The organism is Pseudoalteromonas sp. QJM3NY_12 (assembly GCF_056173165.1).
The window spans coordinates 458037-474526 of sequence record NZ_JBWBUF010000002.1 but is presented as its reverse complement, the minus strand read 5'-3'; the positions used below and the strand labels follow the sequence as shown (position 1 = coordinate 474526).

General features: G+C 38.5%; 18 protein-coding genes. 11 read left to right on the top strand and 7 right to left on the bottom strand.

The window, feature by feature from the left end; all coding sequences use genetic code 11:
- The first annotated feature begins 60 nt into the window (after positions 1–60).
- From AC0VZ5_RS17915 to AC0VZ5_RS17895, 5 genes are all read left to right on the top strand, one after another.
- Entirely contained in the window at positions 61–846 is a 786-nt protein-coding gene (locus AC0VZ5_RS17915; RefSeq protein WP_475474794.1) for a hypothetical protein, read from the top strand.
- Positions 847–994: 148 nt separating this feature from the next.
- Complete coding sequence (locus AC0VZ5_RS17910; protein WP_475474793.1) at positions 995–1288, top strand: DUF6795 domain-containing protein; 294 nt, start codon at positions 995–997, stop codon at positions 1286–1288.
- 20 nt (positions 1289–1308) lie between these two features.
- The gene (locus AC0VZ5_RS17905; RefSeq protein WP_475474792.1) at positions 1309–1533 is read left to right on the top strand and encodes a hypothetical protein; all 225 of its coding nucleotides are present in this window, start codon (positions 1309–1311) and stop codon (positions 1531–1533) included.
- Between the two features lie 37 nt (positions 1534–1570).
- On the top strand, positions 1571–2068 hold the full coding sequence (locus tag AC0VZ5_RS17900; RefSeq protein WP_475474791.1) for a DUF6795 domain-containing protein: 498 nt from the start codon (positions 1571–1573) through the stop codon (positions 2066–2068).
- 27 nt (positions 2069–2095) lie between these two features.
- Positions 2096–3262: a lipase family protein gene (locus AC0VZ5_RS17895; protein ID WP_054201374.1), complete on the top strand. Its 1167-nt coding sequence runs from the start codon at positions 2096–2098 to the stop codon at positions 3260–3262.
- A gap of 13 nt (positions 3263–3275) precedes the next feature.
- Here AC0VZ5_RS17895 and soxR read toward each other — a convergent pair whose 3' ends face one another.
- On the bottom strand, positions 3276–3734 hold the full coding sequence (gene soxR, locus AC0VZ5_RS17890; RefSeq protein ID WP_010389335.1) for a redox-sensitive transcriptional activator SoxR: 459 nt from the start codon (positions 3732–3734) through the stop codon (positions 3276–3278).
- Positions 3735–3832: 98 nt separating this feature from the next.
- On the opposite strand from soxR, the gene AC0VZ5_RS17885 reads away from it, so the two are divergent.
- From AC0VZ5_RS17885 to AC0VZ5_RS17875, 3 genes are read left to right on the top strand one after another with little or no spacing between them, the layout of a single operon-like run.
- Positions 3833–4297 (top strand): flavodoxin family protein, encoded by a 465-nt coding sequence (locus AC0VZ5_RS17885; RefSeq protein ID WP_475474790.1) that lies wholly within the window; start codon positions 3833–3835, stop codon positions 4295–4297.
- Between the two features lie 47 nt (positions 4298–4344).
- Positions 4345–4869, top strand: coding sequence for a DsrE family protein (locus AC0VZ5_RS17880; RefSeq protein WP_475474789.1), 525 nt, complete (start codon positions 4345–4347; stop codon positions 4867–4869).
- Positions 4869–5468 carry an SGNH/GDSL hydrolase family protein gene (locus AC0VZ5_RS17875; RefSeq protein ID WP_475474788.1) on the top strand — a complete coding sequence of 200 codons (600 nt, stop codon included), beginning with the start codon at positions 4869–4871 and terminating at the stop codon, positions 5466–5468. The genes AC0VZ5_RS17880 and AC0VZ5_RS17875 overlap by 1 nt, the downstream gene beginning before the upstream one ends.
- On the opposite strand, the gene AC0VZ5_RS17870 is transcribed toward AC0VZ5_RS17875, so the two are convergent.
- Positions 5465–6139 (bottom strand): LytR/AlgR family response regulator transcription factor, encoded by a 675-nt coding sequence (locus AC0VZ5_RS17870; RefSeq protein ID WP_138764905.1) that lies wholly within the window; start codon positions 6137–6139, stop codon positions 5465–5467. The genes AC0VZ5_RS17875 and AC0VZ5_RS17870 overlap by 4 nt on opposite strands.
- 2 nt (positions 6140–6141) lie before the next feature.
- The gene (locus AC0VZ5_RS17865; RefSeq protein ID WP_475474787.1) at positions 6142–7641 is read right to left on the bottom strand and encodes a sensor histidine kinase; all 1500 of its coding nucleotides are present in this window, start codon (positions 7639–7641) and stop codon (positions 6142–6144) included.
- A gap of 226 nt (positions 7642–7867) precedes the next feature.
- Here AC0VZ5_RS17865 and AC0VZ5_RS17860 point away from each other — a divergent pair, with 226 nt between their 5' ends.
- The 3 genes from AC0VZ5_RS17860 (at position 7868) to AC0VZ5_RS17850 (ending at position 12780) form a co-directional block, all read left to right on the top strand.
- Positions 7868–8740: an ABC transporter ATP-binding protein gene (locus AC0VZ5_RS17860; RefSeq protein ID WP_475474786.1), complete on the top strand. Its 873-nt coding sequence runs from the start codon at positions 7868–7870 to the stop codon at positions 8738–8740.
- Positions 8731–11883 carry a M1 family aminopeptidase gene (locus AC0VZ5_RS17855; RefSeq protein ID WP_475474785.1) on the top strand — a complete coding sequence of 1051 codons (3153 nt, stop codon included), beginning with the start codon at positions 8731–8733 and terminating at the stop codon, positions 11881–11883. Before AC0VZ5_RS17860 ends, AC0VZ5_RS17855 begins: the two co-directional genes overlap by 10 nt.
- A gap of 207 nt (positions 11884–12090) precedes the next feature.
- Entirely contained in the window at positions 12091–12780 is a 690-nt protein-coding gene (locus AC0VZ5_RS17850; RefSeq protein WP_138764901.1) for a response regulator transcription factor, read from the top strand.
- Between the two features lie 32 nt (positions 12781–12812).
- On the opposite strand, the gene AC0VZ5_RS17845 is transcribed toward AC0VZ5_RS17850, so the two are convergent.
- Genes AC0VZ5_RS17845 through AC0VZ5_RS17830 form a run of 4 tightly spaced genes read right to left on the bottom strand, consistent with a single transcriptional unit; the run spans position 12813 to position 15943 of the window.
- Positions 12813–13586, bottom strand: a complete 774-nt coding sequence (locus tag AC0VZ5_RS17845) for a CsgG/HfaB family protein (RefSeq protein ID WP_138764900.1) — start codon at positions 13584–13586, stop codon at positions 12813–12815.
- Positions 13586–14008 carry a curli assembly protein CsgF gene (locus AC0VZ5_RS17840; RefSeq protein ID WP_138605903.1) on the bottom strand — a complete coding sequence of 141 codons (423 nt, stop codon included), beginning with the start codon at positions 14006–14008 and terminating at the stop codon, positions 13586–13588. Before AC0VZ5_RS17840 ends, AC0VZ5_RS17845 begins: the two co-directional genes overlap by 1 nt.
- Positions 14002–14394 (bottom strand): curli production assembly/transport protein CsgE, encoded by a 393-nt coding sequence (locus AC0VZ5_RS17835; RefSeq protein WP_138605905.1) that lies wholly within the window; start codon positions 14392–14394, stop codon positions 14002–14004. The genes AC0VZ5_RS17840 and AC0VZ5_RS17835 overlap by 7 nt, the downstream gene beginning before the upstream one ends.
- 40 nt (positions 14395–14434) lie before the next feature.
- A complete protein-coding gene (locus AC0VZ5_RS17830; RefSeq protein ID WP_138605907.1) occupies positions 14435–15943 on the bottom strand; it encodes a curlin in 1509 nt (502 codons plus the stop codon).
- Positions 15944–16490: the final 547 nt, after the last annotated feature.

The following is a 16490-nucleotide window of genomic DNA, read 5'->3' as shown; positions in this document are numbered from 1 at the left end:
TTAGTTTCGTAATTGCCAATACTCTCGGCGCAGTGTGTTGGCTGTAATCAAGGATGATAAATGACTCTTATAAACACCTGCATTTTAATGCTGTTTTTACAGCCATTATTTGTTTATTTAGCACTTTTTAAACAGTCAAAATACAGTGTTAAGCCCAAAAGCTCGTTAGATAATGAAGATTCAATGTTTTTATTTATTGCCCCTGGCTTATCGGTTTTTTATCTTGATCAGTTTTGGGTCGCGCTGCTTTATTTAGGTAGTGTGTGCTTATTGGGTGTATTGCTAGCTAAAATTGTAGAAAGCAAAGCAAGCAAGCGATTGACCAGAGACGATTCAATAGGGTTTATGGTCGCCAGTTTTATCTTTTTTGGAATGATAAAGTTAATTATTGTTGCGGCTGCGTATTTTTTTACCGATGACGCTTCAAGCGCGATAACAGAAGGTTTAAGCCCAGTTAAAGAGCCCTCATTGACGATTAGCCAAATGTTTAGTGTGGATTATTTGTATAGCCAGTTTAAACCTACGGTTTATTTTTTAGCATTAATGGTCGTGACCTTAGTGCTCAAAATTATTGAGTACAAGTTCTCTTTGAATGAGGCGCTTTCAGGTATCCTTATTATGCTAAGCGCTATATTAGTCGGTATTTCCCCACTATTTGGCGAAGCTTATATATTAGGCTTAATTGCTAATTTTTTTATCTTTTTTATAGTGTGCTCTACATGTATTGAAATAGACAAAATAGGGGATGCATCGGGTGGCGCTATTGCTATTTTATATGGCTATATATTAATGATGGGACTTGGGTTTAGCATTATATGTAAGCTGGTTTATGAATTGTTTTTTTAGGGAATGATTTATTGCTTGTTTTTTGCTCTAAATGCTTGCAGTGCGCTTTGTACCCAATTAGAATAAATTTTAGTTGAAATGGCAATTTCATTAACGCTGATAGTTAAGAGTTTAAAACGTCATTAAATAGCAATACGACACGTGTATTTTGAGTTTAATAGTTTGGAGCTTGTATATTTTGTTATCGCGTTTTAAAGCTTACTTTTTAGTAGTTGTATCTATTACTATTATTTTTACTACAACACAGGCTTGTGCAGATATATTTGGTTTTTTTAATAAACAGGATTTTGTTTTATCGGCTCCGGTAAAAGGGCAATTATTAGATAAAGGGCAGCCTGTTGCAAATACTAAGGTTGTACGTGCGCTTACTTATGGTGATGAATATAAAGATGAAGCAATAACCGATCATAATGGTTTTTTACCTTCACAGAAAAATCTATAAAAACGAGTAAGCCTGCAAACATGTTTGATAATGAATCACTGGTTCAACATGTTTATTTAGAAAATGGTACGCCTGAGGGCGTTGTTCTTTGGTACATAACCGTGTCTATGCACGATGGGAGTGATACCCTAAAAAGCTTACTCGCTGACTTAGAGTGTGATATTGCCAAAGACCCACAAACATACGACATACCTATAGAAGAAGCGCCAGAGCACTTCTTTACGATATATGGTGCATGCATTTGATTTATTGGAGATTATATTTTTGATGGAGCGGTTTAAGTTGCCATTACTCATTGTAGTTGTGGCTATTCTAATTTTATTTACTACAACACAGGTTTTTGCAAATATGTTTGGTTTTTTTAGTAAGGAAGATTTTGTGTTATCAGCTCCAGTTGAAGGGCGTTTGCTTTTTGAAGAGCAACCTGTTGCTGGTAAAAAGGTATTTCGTAGACTAAATTATGGCGATGAATATATTGATGAAGTAACAACAAGTAGTGATGGTCGTTTTTCTTTCCCTAAAAAAGTTATCAAAACATCAAAGCCATCAAACATGTTCGACAACGAATCTGTTATACAACACATATACACATTAGATGAGAATGCAAAGGAAGTTACTATTTGGGCAGTTAGGCTATTTCCTTACGAGCATAAAGATACGCTAACCGAATACTTAAGTAATTTGGTTTGTGATATCGCAAATGAGCCAGAAACATTTGATATAGCTGCTAAAAATGATAAACAGCATACATTTGCAGTTTTTACCACCTGTAAGCTCTAACGTTTAAAGCCAATAAAAGGATTTAAAATGAATACGTTAACACCTACTCAGGCAGTCCAATTAGCATCACTTGCTTATGATGCTAAAGAATTAAAAAATACAAAACTATTAAATGGGCTATTGCATGCATCCTTACGAGATCAGTTTGATTTTTCTATCAATAATAGGTCCATACAAGGTGTGTCAGGCGGGTTTTTCTCTCATTTATTTGGTTTAAGTACTGGGTTTGGCCTTGTTGCACACGGTAAAAATTCATTTCAAGGTGATTCAGTAATCACTATTCGTGGGACGGCTTCTCTTAGAGATGGCCTAACAGATGCGCACTTTGGTTTAAGCGGTGGCTCTAACGGCAGTATGGTACATGCTGGGTTTAATAAAACCTTTTATAGTATGAAACCTGCACTACAAGAGTTCGTTGCTGCAAATATAAGAGATAAAATGACCGGCTGTGTGCACATTGTTGGTCATAGTTTAGGTGGTGCATTGGCTACGCTTTCAGCCGATTGGATAAAAGCAGAGTATTCGTTGCCGGTTAAATTATATACGTTCGGCTCACCAAGAGTGGGGCTTGATAACTTTTCACGCGCTGCCACCTCTCGTATTGATAAAATATACCGCTGTACACACGGCGCTGATCCAGTTACAAAAGTGCCTTTGTGGCCATTTTCACATGCGCCCTACAATGGCCAAGAAATTCGTCTTGATAATGGTCAGGGCCTTAAAGGCGCAGCACACAAGTTAAGTGGTACGCCAGGCTATGTTAATACTGCAAACAGTAATGATTGGGGTAATTTAACTGTAAAAGCAAACCACTTTTTAAGCACGCCGGTACGTTTGAAGTTTGAAGACAGAAATCAAGCTTCATTTAGTTCGCATTGGGCAGATAAACTTGGCGCTGCGTTAGTTACCTTATTAAAAGATTCGGGCTACTACAGTGCTGTTGCGGCGCAAGCAGCCATAGGTACAGGTTTAACTTTTTACGATATGCTGGCGCGAACGCTTGATAAAATAGCCAAAGCGTCAGCCTCATTTGCAACGCAAACCTTAGGTTTACTCGGGCACATGCTAGTGTTTGCTGGCAAAGTTATTAGCAAAGCTGTAGAGCTGACTTACAGTTTTATAAAATCGGTATTTGACTCAACTCTAGGGGCGTTATATCGCGCAGCACGAGAAGGCTTAAATGGTCTAGATTAAGGTTTTATAAGCCTTAATCTCGCTCTAACAGAATGGCACCACTTTGGGTTTCACCTAAGTGGTCGTCTTTGTTATAAATAGGGCACTTACTCATTGATAAACACCCACAGCCTATACAGCCATCAACCCGTTCACGTAAACGTTGCATATAAGCAATACGCTCATCAAGTTTCTTTTGCCATTGTTTTGAAAGTGCAGACCAGTCTTTTTGTGTTGGCGTACGCTGCTCTGGTAACGTTGCCAGAGTTTGTTTAATTTCTTCGAGCGTGATCCCCATCGCTTGTGCTGCTTTTATAACTGCTACTCGCCTTAGTACATCTGGTTTAAAGCGTCGTTGATTGCCACTGTTTCGCCAACTGCGTATTAGCCCTTTATTTTCGTAAAAGTGCAGTGTAGATACCTTAACGCCACTGCGTTTAGCGACAAACCCAACCGTTAAGTTGGCTTCAGTAAGCTTTTTTTGTACCGCCATCACTTTAATTCCTTTTAAAAATTAAATTATTTCTTATTGACCTGAACTTAACTTGAGGTTTTAAGCTTTGCTCCATCATAAGAAAAGGAGCTAACCCAATGCAAGAAAAATCAGCACACAATATCGCAATCATATATTCAAGTGGACGTAAAAATGGCAATACTACCGCGCAAGTTAATGCCTATAGTAAGCAACAAAGCGGCATTGTTTTTTGCTTAGATGATTATGTTATTTCACCTTATCGCTACGATAAGCAGTATCACAATGATGATTTTTATAATTTGTTTGAAGTGTTACTTCGTTACGAACATTGGGTGTTCGCATCGCCTGTGTACTGGTATAACACCACGCCACAAATGAAAGCGTTTATGGATAGAATTACTGATTACATGGATGATGAAATGCTAAAACCTAAGCTAAGAACCTTACGCCAAAAACAGTTTTCTATTTTGTCTAATGCAGCATCACCTTCTGCACCTGATGCATTTTTGGATATGTTTAAACATACATTCAATTATTTAGGGATGACTTTTAAAGCACATTCACATGTTCAGGCTAGTTAATCAGGTTAAATAGCGTTAGGCTAAACAAAAAGTAAACAGGATGATGTATGAAAACGTTACTTACTGGTTTTAGCCTTCTTTTAACTAGCTTTGGTAATTTGGCAGCAGAGCCTGCGCCTGTGATTAAAGACTATGGTTTTTTTTATAACGTACCCGAGCATAAATCTGATTTGAGCCAAGCGCAGTTTAAAATTGTCTTTGATGTAGGTGAGGGCGCTGAAAAGGGCGCGCAAAATAATCATATTAATTCTTTAGCGCGCTTTATTAATATGCATGTGGCTCACGGCGTAAAACCAGAAAATATTCAGCTTGCATTAGTGGTACACGGTGGCGCCAGTGTTGATGTGCTAGAAAACAGCGTTTATAAAGCTCGGTTTGAAAAAGATAACAAAACCGAATCTTTAATTAAACAGCTGCTTGCTAATAACACACAGGTATATGTATGCGGGCAGTCGGCAATGCATATGAAGGTAGCAGCAGATCAGCTTATACCTGGGGTGAAAATGGCGCTTTCAGCGATGACAGCCCACGCCCAGTTACAGCAACAAGGCTATACATTGAATCCGTTTTAATGAATATTCTGTGTTTTGGTGATTCCAATACCTTTGGTACATCACCCGTTGATGGAAAGCGGCTGCCTGCGCATGAACGCTGGCCGGGCATATTGGCAGAGCTGTTAGGTACAGGGCACCTCGTTATTGAAGCTGGGCAGCCTAACCGTACCTTAGTGAATAACCCGCCATTTAGCGGCGATAAATCAGGCGTAAAGTATTTAAAACCTTACCTTGAGGCGCAGCTGTTGGATGTCATTATCATTGCGCTTGGCACCAATGATTTAAAAGCCCGTTTTGCACTGTCTGCTATCGATATTAGCAAAGCGCTTGAGGAGTTGATTTTAGCCATTAAAGCGTTTTATCACGGTAACGCACAGCCAAAAATAATCATATTGAGCCCGCCCAAGGTTCATGAAGTGGGAAGTTATAAAAGTATTTACGCAGGTGCAGGTATAAAAGCTGAACAATTATCTATTGAATTTAAAGCTGTCTCTGAACGCCAGGCATGTGTGTTTATCGATGGCTTTTCACTTCTTGCTGCTTGTGAAAGTGAGGGGGTTCATTGGCCATCTGAAGAACATAAGCGCCTTGCAAAGCAGTTACTACCCTTAGTTTAAAGTAGTGTGCGAGAGAGTTCTTTATATGATTTGCCAATTTTAACAATAGCCCCAGTGGTTAGTTCAACATTCTCATGATTAACCGCAGTCACTTTGTTTTTATTAATTAAATACGATTTATGAATTTGTATAAATGTATCTGCTAGCTGTTCACTCAGTTGCTTAAGTGTAGCTGTGGCAAGCGTGGTACTCTGCGCTTGATGCAACTTTACATAATTACCGTAAGCTTCAATATATTCAATGGTGTCTAACGCGAATTTTCGTTTTTCTCGGTCTACTTTAAGCGTTATACATTGGGGCTGTTGGTCTAAAGGCTGTGCCGCACGTTGACACACTTTGTTGAGAGCTTGCTTTAGCCTTGGCGCTGAAACGGGTTTGAGCAAGTAGTCTGTAACATTTAAATCAAAGCCAGCTAAAGCATACTCTTGATAGGCACTATTGATAATTACTTGCGGCGGGTTAGCAAGTGCTTTTAATAGCTCAAGGCCTGTTAACTCTGGCATATTAATGTCGAGAAACACTAAATCAATGCCCGGCTTGGCAAGCACACATAAGGCATCTTTAGCGCTATAGTATTGACCTACTACATTTATATTGGAGTGTGCAGTTAAATGATGCAGTAGGACTTGGTGCGCTAATGGCTCGTCATCAACAATAATGGCTCTTATCATTTTTACAGCTCCAAGGTCAGTGTTGTTTGCCACATTGCATCTTGCTTATGGGTTATTAGTGAATGTTTATTAGGGTATAAAAGTTGCAGTCGTTTTTGTAAATTAGCGAGCCCCATCCCATGTTCTTTTTTTACTACTCGAGCGGGTATTGGGTTGGTGCAATAAAGCGTTAAAACATTGTCATTGATTGTTATTTTAATTGATACGTGTGTTTTGTCGCTCGCGGGCTCAACCCCATGTTTTATGGCATTTTCAACAATAATAATCAACAGCAGCGGTGTGATTTTGAGGTCGTCACAATTGTGCGGCCAAACAAGGTTAAACTTACACTTATTCGCACTTCTTATTTTTTGTAATTCAATAAAATTCTTAAGGTAGTCTAGCTCTTTTGCCAGTGGCACGGATGACTTTTGCCCTTCATACACTGTGTAGCGTAGTAAGTCTGCTAAATGTAGTACTAATTGAGGGGCTTGTTCTGATTTTGTCAGCGTAAGTGCATATAAATTATTTAATGTATTAAATAAAAAATGAGGGTTAACTTGTTGTTGGAGTAATTTTAGTTCGGTTTGAGTTTGCTGTTTAGCGACTTCATTTAACTTGCTGTGTTGCTGTTGACGCTCAAACGCCAAAATAATAGGGGTACTTATAACAAGAAAAAGCAGCATAAACTGATAATTAAACTTACTAAAAATATTTTGATCGCCACTTGGTGTGAGGTTAGCAACGCCGTGGGGTAAGTCATTAATGGGTAACGATAGAACGGCAGCTATCAACAAAGGTGTTAATACCAGCATTACAATAACGCAAACGGCTACAAACAAAAATACGCCGTGAACAGCAAGCAAGTGGCGAATGAGGAAGTATCGGTTAAATAAATATAACCCGTAAACAATTGCAGTATAAACGCCTAGTTGCCAAAAATAAGTGATAAATTGACCAAACTGCGAGACGACTTTACTTGGATCAAAAATTAAATTAAATGGTTGATTTAATAGTGGGTCTTCATGTGTATTGAGTACCCCAGCCATTAGAAAACACCAGCCCAAAAGAGTGAGTAACACTACATTATCCAATGATATTAATGAACTTAGCCGTTTGCTATTGAGTGAAGGCTGAGTGACAACACGTTGAGATATCAGCCATGTTAGGCTTGCTGCCGTACATAAGGCCCAGCCTTGCGGTGCTAAATAGTGCCATTGAGCAAATTGTGGAAGCAGCACACCGAGCGCGTATATCAAGATAGGGTAAGCAATAAAACCTAACAGCCAGCTCATTAAGGCTAGTCTTAATGGCTGTTGAAATGCAATTGCATGGGCGATTAAAAAAGGCAGGCATACTAAAAGAAGTTGCAGGTTTATTTGTAAGTAAAGCGGTGTTGAGCTGAGCCTTAACGATAGAAAGCGAATATGGGCTTCAAGTAAAATGGCAGCCAATAACGGCAATAAGGCAATGACATATTTTACCTTAATCCGTTGTGATAAAAAGGAAATAACCGTCTGCACATTTCACCTTAATATAATTTTAACTTCACACTACTTTACCCTTTAAACATTATTAACACATCTTTACGTTGCTAAAAAACCACAAATAATGATGAAAGTAAGGTTTTTAATGATGAGCAGCCAATCGTTACTCTTATCCCTTAGTTATAGGCTTTGATCATTACTTGCTAGCTGATTTGGAAGGTGTTGCTTAATGTGACTATTCGTCAATTAAGGAACGCAATAGATGCTGACACTTACAAATATAAATAAAAAATACCCAGATGGCACGCACGCTTTAAATGATGTGTCGGTTCATTTGCCTGCTGGCATGGTTGGTTTACTTGGACCAAATGGGGCGGGTAAATCAAGTTTAATGCGCACCCTAGCGTGTTTGCAAAGTGTGGATAATGGTCAGGTAAATTTTGATGGCTTAAATGTGCTGCAACACCCCGAACAGATGCGCAAACAGCTGGGCTATTTACCGCAACAATTTGGCGTCTATCCAAATATGAGTTGTATTGCATTGTTAGAACATATTGCAACGTTAAAGGGACTCAATAAAAAAGATCGAAAGCAGCAAATAGAGGAGCTTTTGGCACTATTAAATTTATCTTCGTTTGCGAATAAAAATGTGAGCCACTTTTCGGGTGGGATGAAACAACGTTTTGGTATTGCTCAAGCGTTGTTAGGTTCTCCTCAACTGATTATTTTAGATGAACCAACCGCAGGGCTTGACCCTGCTGAGCGCGAAAGTCTCAATAATTTATTGGTGACGATTAGTAAACAGCGCCTAGTGCTGTTATCTACGCACATTGTAGAAGACATAGAAAATCAGTGTCACTTTGTTGCAATGATTAACCAAGGCCAGCTAATTCAAAGTGGTGAAGTAGCCGCCCTTATCAAGCCATTGCATGGATGTGTATGGCTGCTAGACACATTGCCTAGTGAACTACCGCAAGAGAGTTTGGTACTAAGCAAAAGTTATCGGTACGGCAAACCTTCATTTCGTGTTTATGCTACAACGACCCCTGCTGAAAGTGCGAAACCCGCAGAAGCGACACTGCAAGATAGCTATTTTTATGAATTGAAAGCAAGAGGGTGTCACGCATGTTATTGATCAATGAACTGCGTTACATCACTCGTCAGCCTCTGCTTTGGTTGTGCTTTTTAGCAGCGCCTTTGTTTGCGTATACATTGTCAGCAGGGTTAGCTGTTGAAGGAAGCGATGCGATAAACCAGTTAAAGCTGCACCTAGTTGCCCTACAAATGATGCAACTAGCTTTACTAACAGGCGCGCTTGCACCGACATTTTTTTTACGTGATCAAATACACTATATGCATGAGCTGGTGGCAGCGACCCCTATTACTTTTAAGAAGCGAGCTTGGTTACGTTTAAGCGCTTTGGTGCTGTGTGTGTTCGCGATTGCGTTTATTAGTATGCTGGTGGTTGTCATGCAATTGTTCAGTAAAGAGTTTGACTGGCATATTATTAATTTACTGTTTGTTAATAGCCTTTTTATGTTGTTTCCTAATGCGTGTTTGCTCAGTGTCATTGCCCTGTGGTTTTGTCAAAAGTTCAGCAGTGCTTTGGTGAATTATGTGGTATTTGCAGCTTTGTGGATTGGTTATTTATTGCTTGCTAGTGTTACTGGTAATCCTATACTGGCGGGCAGTAGTATTATCAGTGAAACTAGCTATCAACTGTTTATATGGTTAGACCCTTTCGCATACACCGCGATTATAGCTAGCTTTAGTGAACCACAAGGCTGGATCATAGCTGTTAATCGGGTGCTGATATTATTACTCACAAGCCTTATTTATTTTAGCGCTGTTGCAAGTAATCAGTCTAACTCGTTTAGTAAGCCAGTAAAAAATGCAGTGAGCAAGCTACAATCGGTTACAGTAGAAAATGCCTCGTACCGACCTGCGGCTGCAAAAAGTCATGGTCTAGCGATATTTATCACATTTTATAAAGTAGCGCTTTTTAATGTGTTAAAGCATCCAATAACATGGATAGTTTTATTAGCTTGGCCAGTCATGGTGTTTAATAGCGTAGCCTCTTCTGCTGCTTATGCTGAGCCATTGAGTGTAATACATGCAACCAGTATCGATGCAATTAGTCACTATGCTTTTGATATGCAAATACTGTTTGGGTGTTTGCTGATGGTGCTTTGGAGCTGGCAAATCAGTTGCTATGCACGGCGCTTTAATATGGCTGAGCTAATTGCTGCTACGCCTATCAAAACGGCCACTATTTTATATAGTCAATTATTGGTATTGGCTACTTTGGTTATTACTTTTTCAATAATGAGTTTTGTGGGAGCCTCTTTAGCGCAGTGGTTTATTGATAGCCAATATGACGCTTACGACCATGTATATGTTTTGTGTTTATCGTCACTGCCCCTGATGCTAATTGGCTGGGTAACGGTATGTGTATTTAATATTTTTCGCTCAACACTGATTGCAGGAGCAATCGTTTTTGTGATGCTGTTGCTAAAATTTACACCCGTTATGACTTATTTAGGACTCACACACACATTTTGGAGCCTAGCTTGGACGCCATTGCAGCCGCCGAGTGAGTTTTGGGGTTACCGGGCAAGTATCAGCAGTTATTGGCCTTATATGCAGATGTGGTTGCTGGCCGGTATAAGTTTTATATTGCTAACGTGTGTATTTAGTCATCGCGGTGCGGGGTTTGATAGGCGTGCGGTTGTGCGAAAAGATGCATGGCTAATAATGCCAGTGTTGCTCTACGTTGGCTTATTTGTGCAATTACATCTACGCTTGGTTGATGAAAAACCGCTTACCAATTCGCATAAACGTGAAGCGTTTAAAGCCAATTATGAAAAAAACTTTGTAGATTGGCAGCATAAGTTGCAACCTCAAGTTAGCCATATTGATGCAAATATTGATTTTTACCCGCATCAACAGTCTGTTAAGTTTGATCTAACGTACACCTTAGAAAACCTTCATCCAACGGCTATTAAGCAAATTTTAGTTGGCAGGGCAGGGTTTTATAAATGGACGAATGTAAAGATTGCTGGTGCGACCCAAATTGCGTTTTATCCTGACTTAAATCAAGCTGTTTATGAGTTTGATATTGCATTAAAGCCTCATGAAACACGACAATTAACCACAAAATTTGATATTCATCAAACAACATTGTGGCCTGCTAGTGGGCATCAAATAATTACGCCTGAATTTAGTTATATTCGTGCGGTTCCTGCGTTGCCAACCATTGGCTATCAAGTTAATTATGAGCTTACCGATACACAGTTACGCGCTCAATATGGTTTGCAACAAAAGGCACGGCCATTAGCTTCAACATTATTTAATAAGCAGCAAAAAAGGCCTAAACACTATGAGCGTATAACGATGTCGAGCAAAATATCAACGGCAGCGGGGTATCATGTTGTGACGCAGGGCAAGCAAATAGCGCATCAACGTGAACGGGATCGTGAGATATTTGAGTTTAAAACATTATCTGAAATTAATAACTTACCTGCTTGGCTGTCAGTGCCTTTTACTGCTGAAACCAAAAAGCATGATGACGTTACTTTGCAAGTTTTTGTAAAAAAACAACAGCTGATTGAGCGCTCAGATGCAATTGCTGTTAACTTTCATGCAATGATAGACACACTTGATTGGTTTAAAAATAATATTGTTGCTTATAAAGCAAAGCAATTGAGTATACTTGCGGCCCCATCCTTTGGGGGCACAGGGTATGCCTTGCCACAAATTATATTAATTGAAGATACCGTCGGTTTTAGGGCTCGACCAAGCAATGATGCCGGTTTTGATCAGCGTTATCGCCGTGCAGTGCATGAAACCGCTCATCAATGGTTTGGCCATGATATAGGCAATAGCGTGCCTGCTGACAGAGCGTTTTTAATTGAATCGATGGCAAAATATATCGAATTAGTGGTGATAGAAAAACGCTACGGTAAAGCCGCTGTGAATGCATTAGTTGAGTATGAGACAAAACGTTACAAGCAAGCATCTCGTATGGATATTACCCCTCAAATGGCGTTAATTGATTCAACAAAAAACTACGATCAATACTCAAAAGCCACTATCGCATTTGCAAAATTAAGGAAAGAAATAGGCGATGAAGCGATAATTAAGGCACTTAACTTAGTATGGGAAAATCATTCTCACCCTAATATGCCTGCTACTTCAATGGACTTTATTTTTGCGTTAAAAGAGCAAGTTAATCCACAGCTAAGTAGTTTAATTGATAAGCTGTTCTTAGAGATATGACAATCTTCAAGTCGCCAGCGGCTTGGAGTTGACTCTAAATTGCTTTAACTAAACGTGTTGTACTTCGCATAATGTGATGGCGAGAGGGTGTTGGCCGTTCGACTTAATTGCTTTACAGAGTACTCCACTACGAAGGTATACCAAAAGAGCATTGTGTTTTGTAGTTGATTTAGGTAATGTAATGAAATTGTTTCAGGGATGGTAATTATGTTAAGTAAAAAATTTGCCTTTATTAAAACAACACCTAAATCTTCTTCTCACTCATTTTGCTATACAACGATTATAAGCACTTTAAAAGCGCTTTTTAATGAAATAAAAATGGATGACTCACTCCCTAAAGTCGAGTTACGTCAAACCTTTGAACTTTATCTCGTTGATGGTGCGGATAAGGATTGGCACTCATTAATCCCTGCCGAACTAATCTGTTTAGCTAAGCAAAATAAGGTGATTTTATTTAACGTTGATCCAAATGCTGTGTGTGAGAAAAACTTATTATTAAATCACTTCAATGGTGTTTTTTATAGTTCAGATGCTGCAGAGGATATTTTTAAGGCGCTTGTAAGAATAACCGACGGCGAGCTATGGTTTACTCGTAAAGTGATTTCTGATGCATTCAAAGATATATTGAATGCCGCTTCATCTAACAATTTACTGCATGACGACATAGTGCTTAGTAAATCGGATTACGAAAACTTAACCAAACGTGAAAAATCGGTGATTCAATTAATAGCGCAGGGTGCGAGTAACGATAAAATAGCGAACAAACTCAATATTAGTGATCACACAGTGAAAACTCATCTTTATAGTGCGTTTAAAAAGACTCAATCACGTAATCGTATAGAGCTTGCAAATTGGGCACAGCGCTACATTTCGGTATTACTTCCATTAGATAATTAAATAAAAAGGCTATTTGCATAGCCTTTTATTTTTTAAGCTTGTTTTTTAGCCCAAAGTCCCCGATCTATGCCTTTAGTAATTAAATCAGTAAGCGCTTTTTCTATGGCTTGTGTCACACAAATACTCATAGGTTCGTTATCACTAAATCCAGCTTCGGCTTCGGCTAAACGTTTGTAACTAACATATCTAAAGAAGCCTGCTCGCATTTCTTGGCTCAATACTTTTTTGCTGGTGGCTACTGATAATAGTACTTGGCCAGTTCTTACATCGACTGCACGCAAATAAATTGAAATTGCATCTTCACGATATAGCTCTGAGGCACCAATCCCAAAGTATTCCATTCCTAATCCGCCAGTTTTTACATTGGTATCGTAGCTAATTATGCCACCTTCTAAAATAATTTTTGCGGTGGTTAATGGCGGAAGCTCGCTCTGATTAGGGTTAGTCGCTTGTGCCGCTCTAATAATTTTTCGCTCAGTCAAAATGTTTTGTAAACCCTCACGTTCAACCGGCGTAAACCAGTCAGACTCATGTAATGCTTGCACTAAAATAGAGTTTGCACCTTGAGTGACGGCCGTTGAAAACGAGCTAACATTAGTTTGTGGTTTATATTGACCGGTTTGATCGCGAAATGAATAAACCGAAACTGGAATGCTACCTGCAGGTTTAGGTAAGCTTTTTAAGTCAGAAAAAACATCTGTTGGCTCTAACGTTACCGCACTTTGTTTTGATGGGGGAATTAAATTACCCATAGTAGAGCAACCACTAAGAGAAAGAGCGATTGTTATTATAATTACTTTATACATTATCCAAACCTCGGTACTTCGATAACCACAACCGAGTCATCAATTATATTTGTTATTCTAACCGTGATAGTGTCGGTTGTACTGGTGATTACTTCTATTTGATAATCACCACTCATAAATATTGAATCTTGGTTAAAAACACTGTCTTCAATATTTTCGCCAAAAGCCATGTCGGTGATTTCTCTCACCATCCTATTTAAGTATGTTCGCTCTAATGAATCCTGAAATTGCTCTGCATACCCTTTTTCGATCACAGGCGCTTTATGCTTATTTTGTGCTTGTGCCTTACTAAGCAGCATATTGGCATTGAGAGGGTTGCCGCCAAAGCTCGGGTTAATAGGGGTGTAAATAATTTCAGTTGCGGAGACTGAAAAGCTTAAAGTCGTTATTATTGTTAATACTATTTTTTTCATTGTTACCATCCGTTCAATGCCATGTCAGGACTCGCTGTTTGCATATTCGATCGCGCCATTGCGTCCATTACAGAATGTACTGCTTGCTCTACCCGCTCGTCCAAAGGCTCTAGCTTTCGTCCCAAGTGGGTTGCATAAATTATCTTATTATTCATTATTAATACTAATTTGGTGCCAGCACGGGGTATAACCGTTTCTTTTATTTCTACATTGAAGCCTGCTGTTGAGGGGAATTCGCGCCAATAGTTTGAAAATTCACTATAAAATTGATACCCAAAGCGGCTAATACTTTTGTTTAGAAGTAATCCATCGATTTCTAAATCATCACTGGCATTACTCCAAGGAATAAAAAGAGTTAAAAGTATAAAAAAATAGTTATATTTATTATTTTTCATAGTTAAATAAGGGAGAGGGTTACTCTCCCTTTCTCATCAATTACATTTGTGTAATTGTTGCAGTGTTACCATCACCGATTTGCGTGACAGAGAATGTACTGTTAAAGCCAATTACGTTACCTTCAACAGTATTGTAATTACCTGTTTGAGTAACAGAGAATGAAACGTTTTCACCACCTAGTAAAAGCGCTGAATCTCCGGTTCCACCTACCCAGTTTCCCTCACCTTGTTGTGCAATATCAATAGAGTGATTACTGCCCTCTACCATTAAGTCAATAACGTTGATATCACCATTTTGAGCGATATCAATTTGGTTTGCATTACTATCAAGAACACCCGCTAGTGTAACAATGGCTTCGTTTTGGTTACCGACTTGATTAACATCAATATCGTTATCGTTTGATGTAAGTGAGACATCAGGGTATGAAGACTGCACTAAAATTGCGTTTTCATCACCACCTGATTGGCTAAGGTCAACATCATTGCCATTACCATTAAAATTAGCTAAATGAACCGAGCTGGAATTACTAACTTGAGTTACTGTAAATTCATTATTTGATCCAATTACACCCATGTATACTTCATTAGTGTTACCAACTTGCATTGCTGTAAGCTCATTGTTATCGCCCATTAGCTCAGTTGTTGCAAGGTTCTCATCACCAACTTGATTAACTGTTACTTCGTTGAATGAACCGTCAAAAAGACCAGACTCAATAGCATTGTCTGAACCTTCTTGGTCTAGTTTTATTTCATTATCATTGCCAGTAACGGCTGCAAAAGTAATCGTATTGTTATCACCGCTGCTTTGTTCAATAGCTATTTCGTTTGCATCACCAGCTATATCAGTGAATGTAACAATGTTGCGTGAGCCATCTTGGCTAACATCAATTTCATTTTCGTTGCCACGTAATGACTCTATTTTAAATTCATTCCACGTGTCTGTTTGTTCAATTTCAATTATGTTTTCATCACCAGATAAGCTAAGTATTTCAAACTCTTGCCACATACCTGACTGAGATGAAATAATTTCGTTGCCGTTACCTCTCATGTCCATGTTGTAAAACCAATGGCCGCCATCACCTTGTTCTACGTCAATATTATTGTCGCTACCGGTGATAATATTGATTGCTTCATTATTCTGGAATAATCCTTGGCCGAATTGAGAAACATAAACGCCGTTATGATCACCCGTAATACGAGTAATAAAACCATTAGCGATACCATCTTGCGCATAAGTCTGTTGGTTGTTATCACCCGTTGTTTCAACTTCGGCGTAATTACCATTTTGTAATTGAGCTATTTTAACATCGTTATTGTTACCGACTTCAGTAGCTAGTGCAGTATTGCCATCCCCATCTTGAGATACTAATGCTGTATTATCAGAAAATGATTGTTTAACTGTTACGGCATTTTCAATGCTACTTACAGATACTTTAGATGCAAGCTCAGAAGTTGAACCCGCTTTTGATTCTGTAGTTGCGTTTGCTGTAAAGCTTGCGCCCATTGCAATTGCAATAGCACAGCTTAAAAGTGATTTATTCAATTTCATTATTATTCTCCTTGAAATGCAAAATTAAACACCTTGGTTGTTTATTAAGTTTTAATAAGGTGTTTGTCGTTACAGCATGCCGTGCTGTTAAATGTGTGATTAACTTTTATTCTTAAACGTAAGGTGCGGTTTTAATCATGAATGTAGAATCTAGCTTTCAGTGCTTGAACAGTATGTTTACTGTTATCTACTTCATAACTGCTCAGTCACTGTATTCTTCAATGAACCTATTTTGAATCATCTTTTTTAATGGTATTTAAAGCTGTTTAGTTTCAATGACTTGAAATTAAATTTTTGATTTATATTTATTTCTCACTAAAATCCAATAAAAAATAATGAGTTAATGATATGTTAAAATTAATGAGTTTAGCTCATTAAAATGGATGTTTTTTATGTTTTTATCACTGTATTTCTAGTTAAAAGTAATGATTTTGTACCTTATTTTGTTTTTTTACTTGAGTTAGTCGCTGTTTAACCGTTTTCTTAGCACTTGCCACGTGATTGCTTAAATTCTTATACGTAAATTTTCCACTTAGTACAGCTAAGT

What these genes read in the sequence shown, in the direction of transcription:
- AC0VZ5_RS17915 (WP_475474794.1), top strand. Translation starts at nt 61, where the DNA reads ATGACTCTTATAAACACCTGCATTTTAATGCTGTTTTTACAGCCATTA.
- AC0VZ5_RS17905 (WP_475474792.1), top strand. Translation starts at nt 1,309, where the DNA reads ATGTTTGATAATGAATCACTGGTTCAACATGTTTATTTAGAAAATGGT.
- AC0VZ5_RS17895 (WP_054201374.1), top strand. Translation starts at nt 2,096, where the DNA reads ATGAATACGTTAACACCTACTCAGGCAGTCCAATTAGCATCACTTGCT.
- soxR (WP_010389335.1), bottom strand. Translation starts at nt 3,734, where the DNA reads ATGGCGGTACAAAAAAAGCTTACTGAAGCCAACTTAACGGTTGGGTTT.
- AC0VZ5_RS17885 (WP_475474790.1), top strand. Translation starts at nt 3,833, where the DNA reads ATGCAAGAAAAATCAGCACACAATATCGCAATCATATATTCAAGTGGA.
- AC0VZ5_RS17880 (WP_475474789.1), top strand. Translation starts at nt 4,345, where the DNA reads ATGAAAACGTTACTTACTGGTTTTAGCCTTCTTTTAACTAGCTTTGGT.
- AC0VZ5_RS17875 (WP_475474788.1), top strand. Translation starts at nt 4,869, where the DNA reads ATGAATATTCTGTGTTTTGGTGATTCCAATACCTTTGGTACATCACCC.
- AC0VZ5_RS17870 (WP_138764905.1), bottom strand. Translation starts at nt 6,139, where the DNA reads ATGATAAGAGCCATTATTGTTGATGACGAGCCATTAGCGCACCAAGTC.
- AC0VZ5_RS17860 (WP_475474786.1), top strand. Translation starts at nt 7,868, where the DNA reads ATGCTGACACTTACAAATATAAATAAAAAATACCCAGATGGCACGCAC.
- AC0VZ5_RS17855 (WP_475474785.1), top strand. Translation starts at nt 8,731, where the DNA reads ATGTTATTGATCAATGAACTGCGTTACATCACTCGTCAGCCTCTGCTT.
- AC0VZ5_RS17850 (WP_138764901.1), top strand. Translation starts at nt 12,091, where the DNA reads ATGTTAAGTAAAAAATTTGCCTTTATTAAAACAACACCTAAATCTTCT.
- AC0VZ5_RS17845 (WP_138764900.1), bottom strand. Translation starts at nt 13,586, where the DNA reads ATGTATAAAGTAATTATAATAACAATCGCTCTTTCTCTTAGTGGTTGC.
- AC0VZ5_RS17840 (WP_138605903.1), bottom strand. Translation starts at nt 14,008, where the DNA reads ATGGTAACAATGAAAAAAATAGTATTAACAATAATAACGACTTTAAGC.
- AC0VZ5_RS17835 (WP_138605905.1), bottom strand. Translation starts at nt 14,394, where the DNA reads ATGAAAAATAATAAATATAACTATTTTTTTATACTTTTAACTCTTTTT.
- AC0VZ5_RS17830 (WP_138605907.1), bottom strand. Translation starts at nt 15,943, where the DNA reads ATGAAATTGAATAAATCACTTTTAAGCTGTGCTATTGCAATTGCAATG.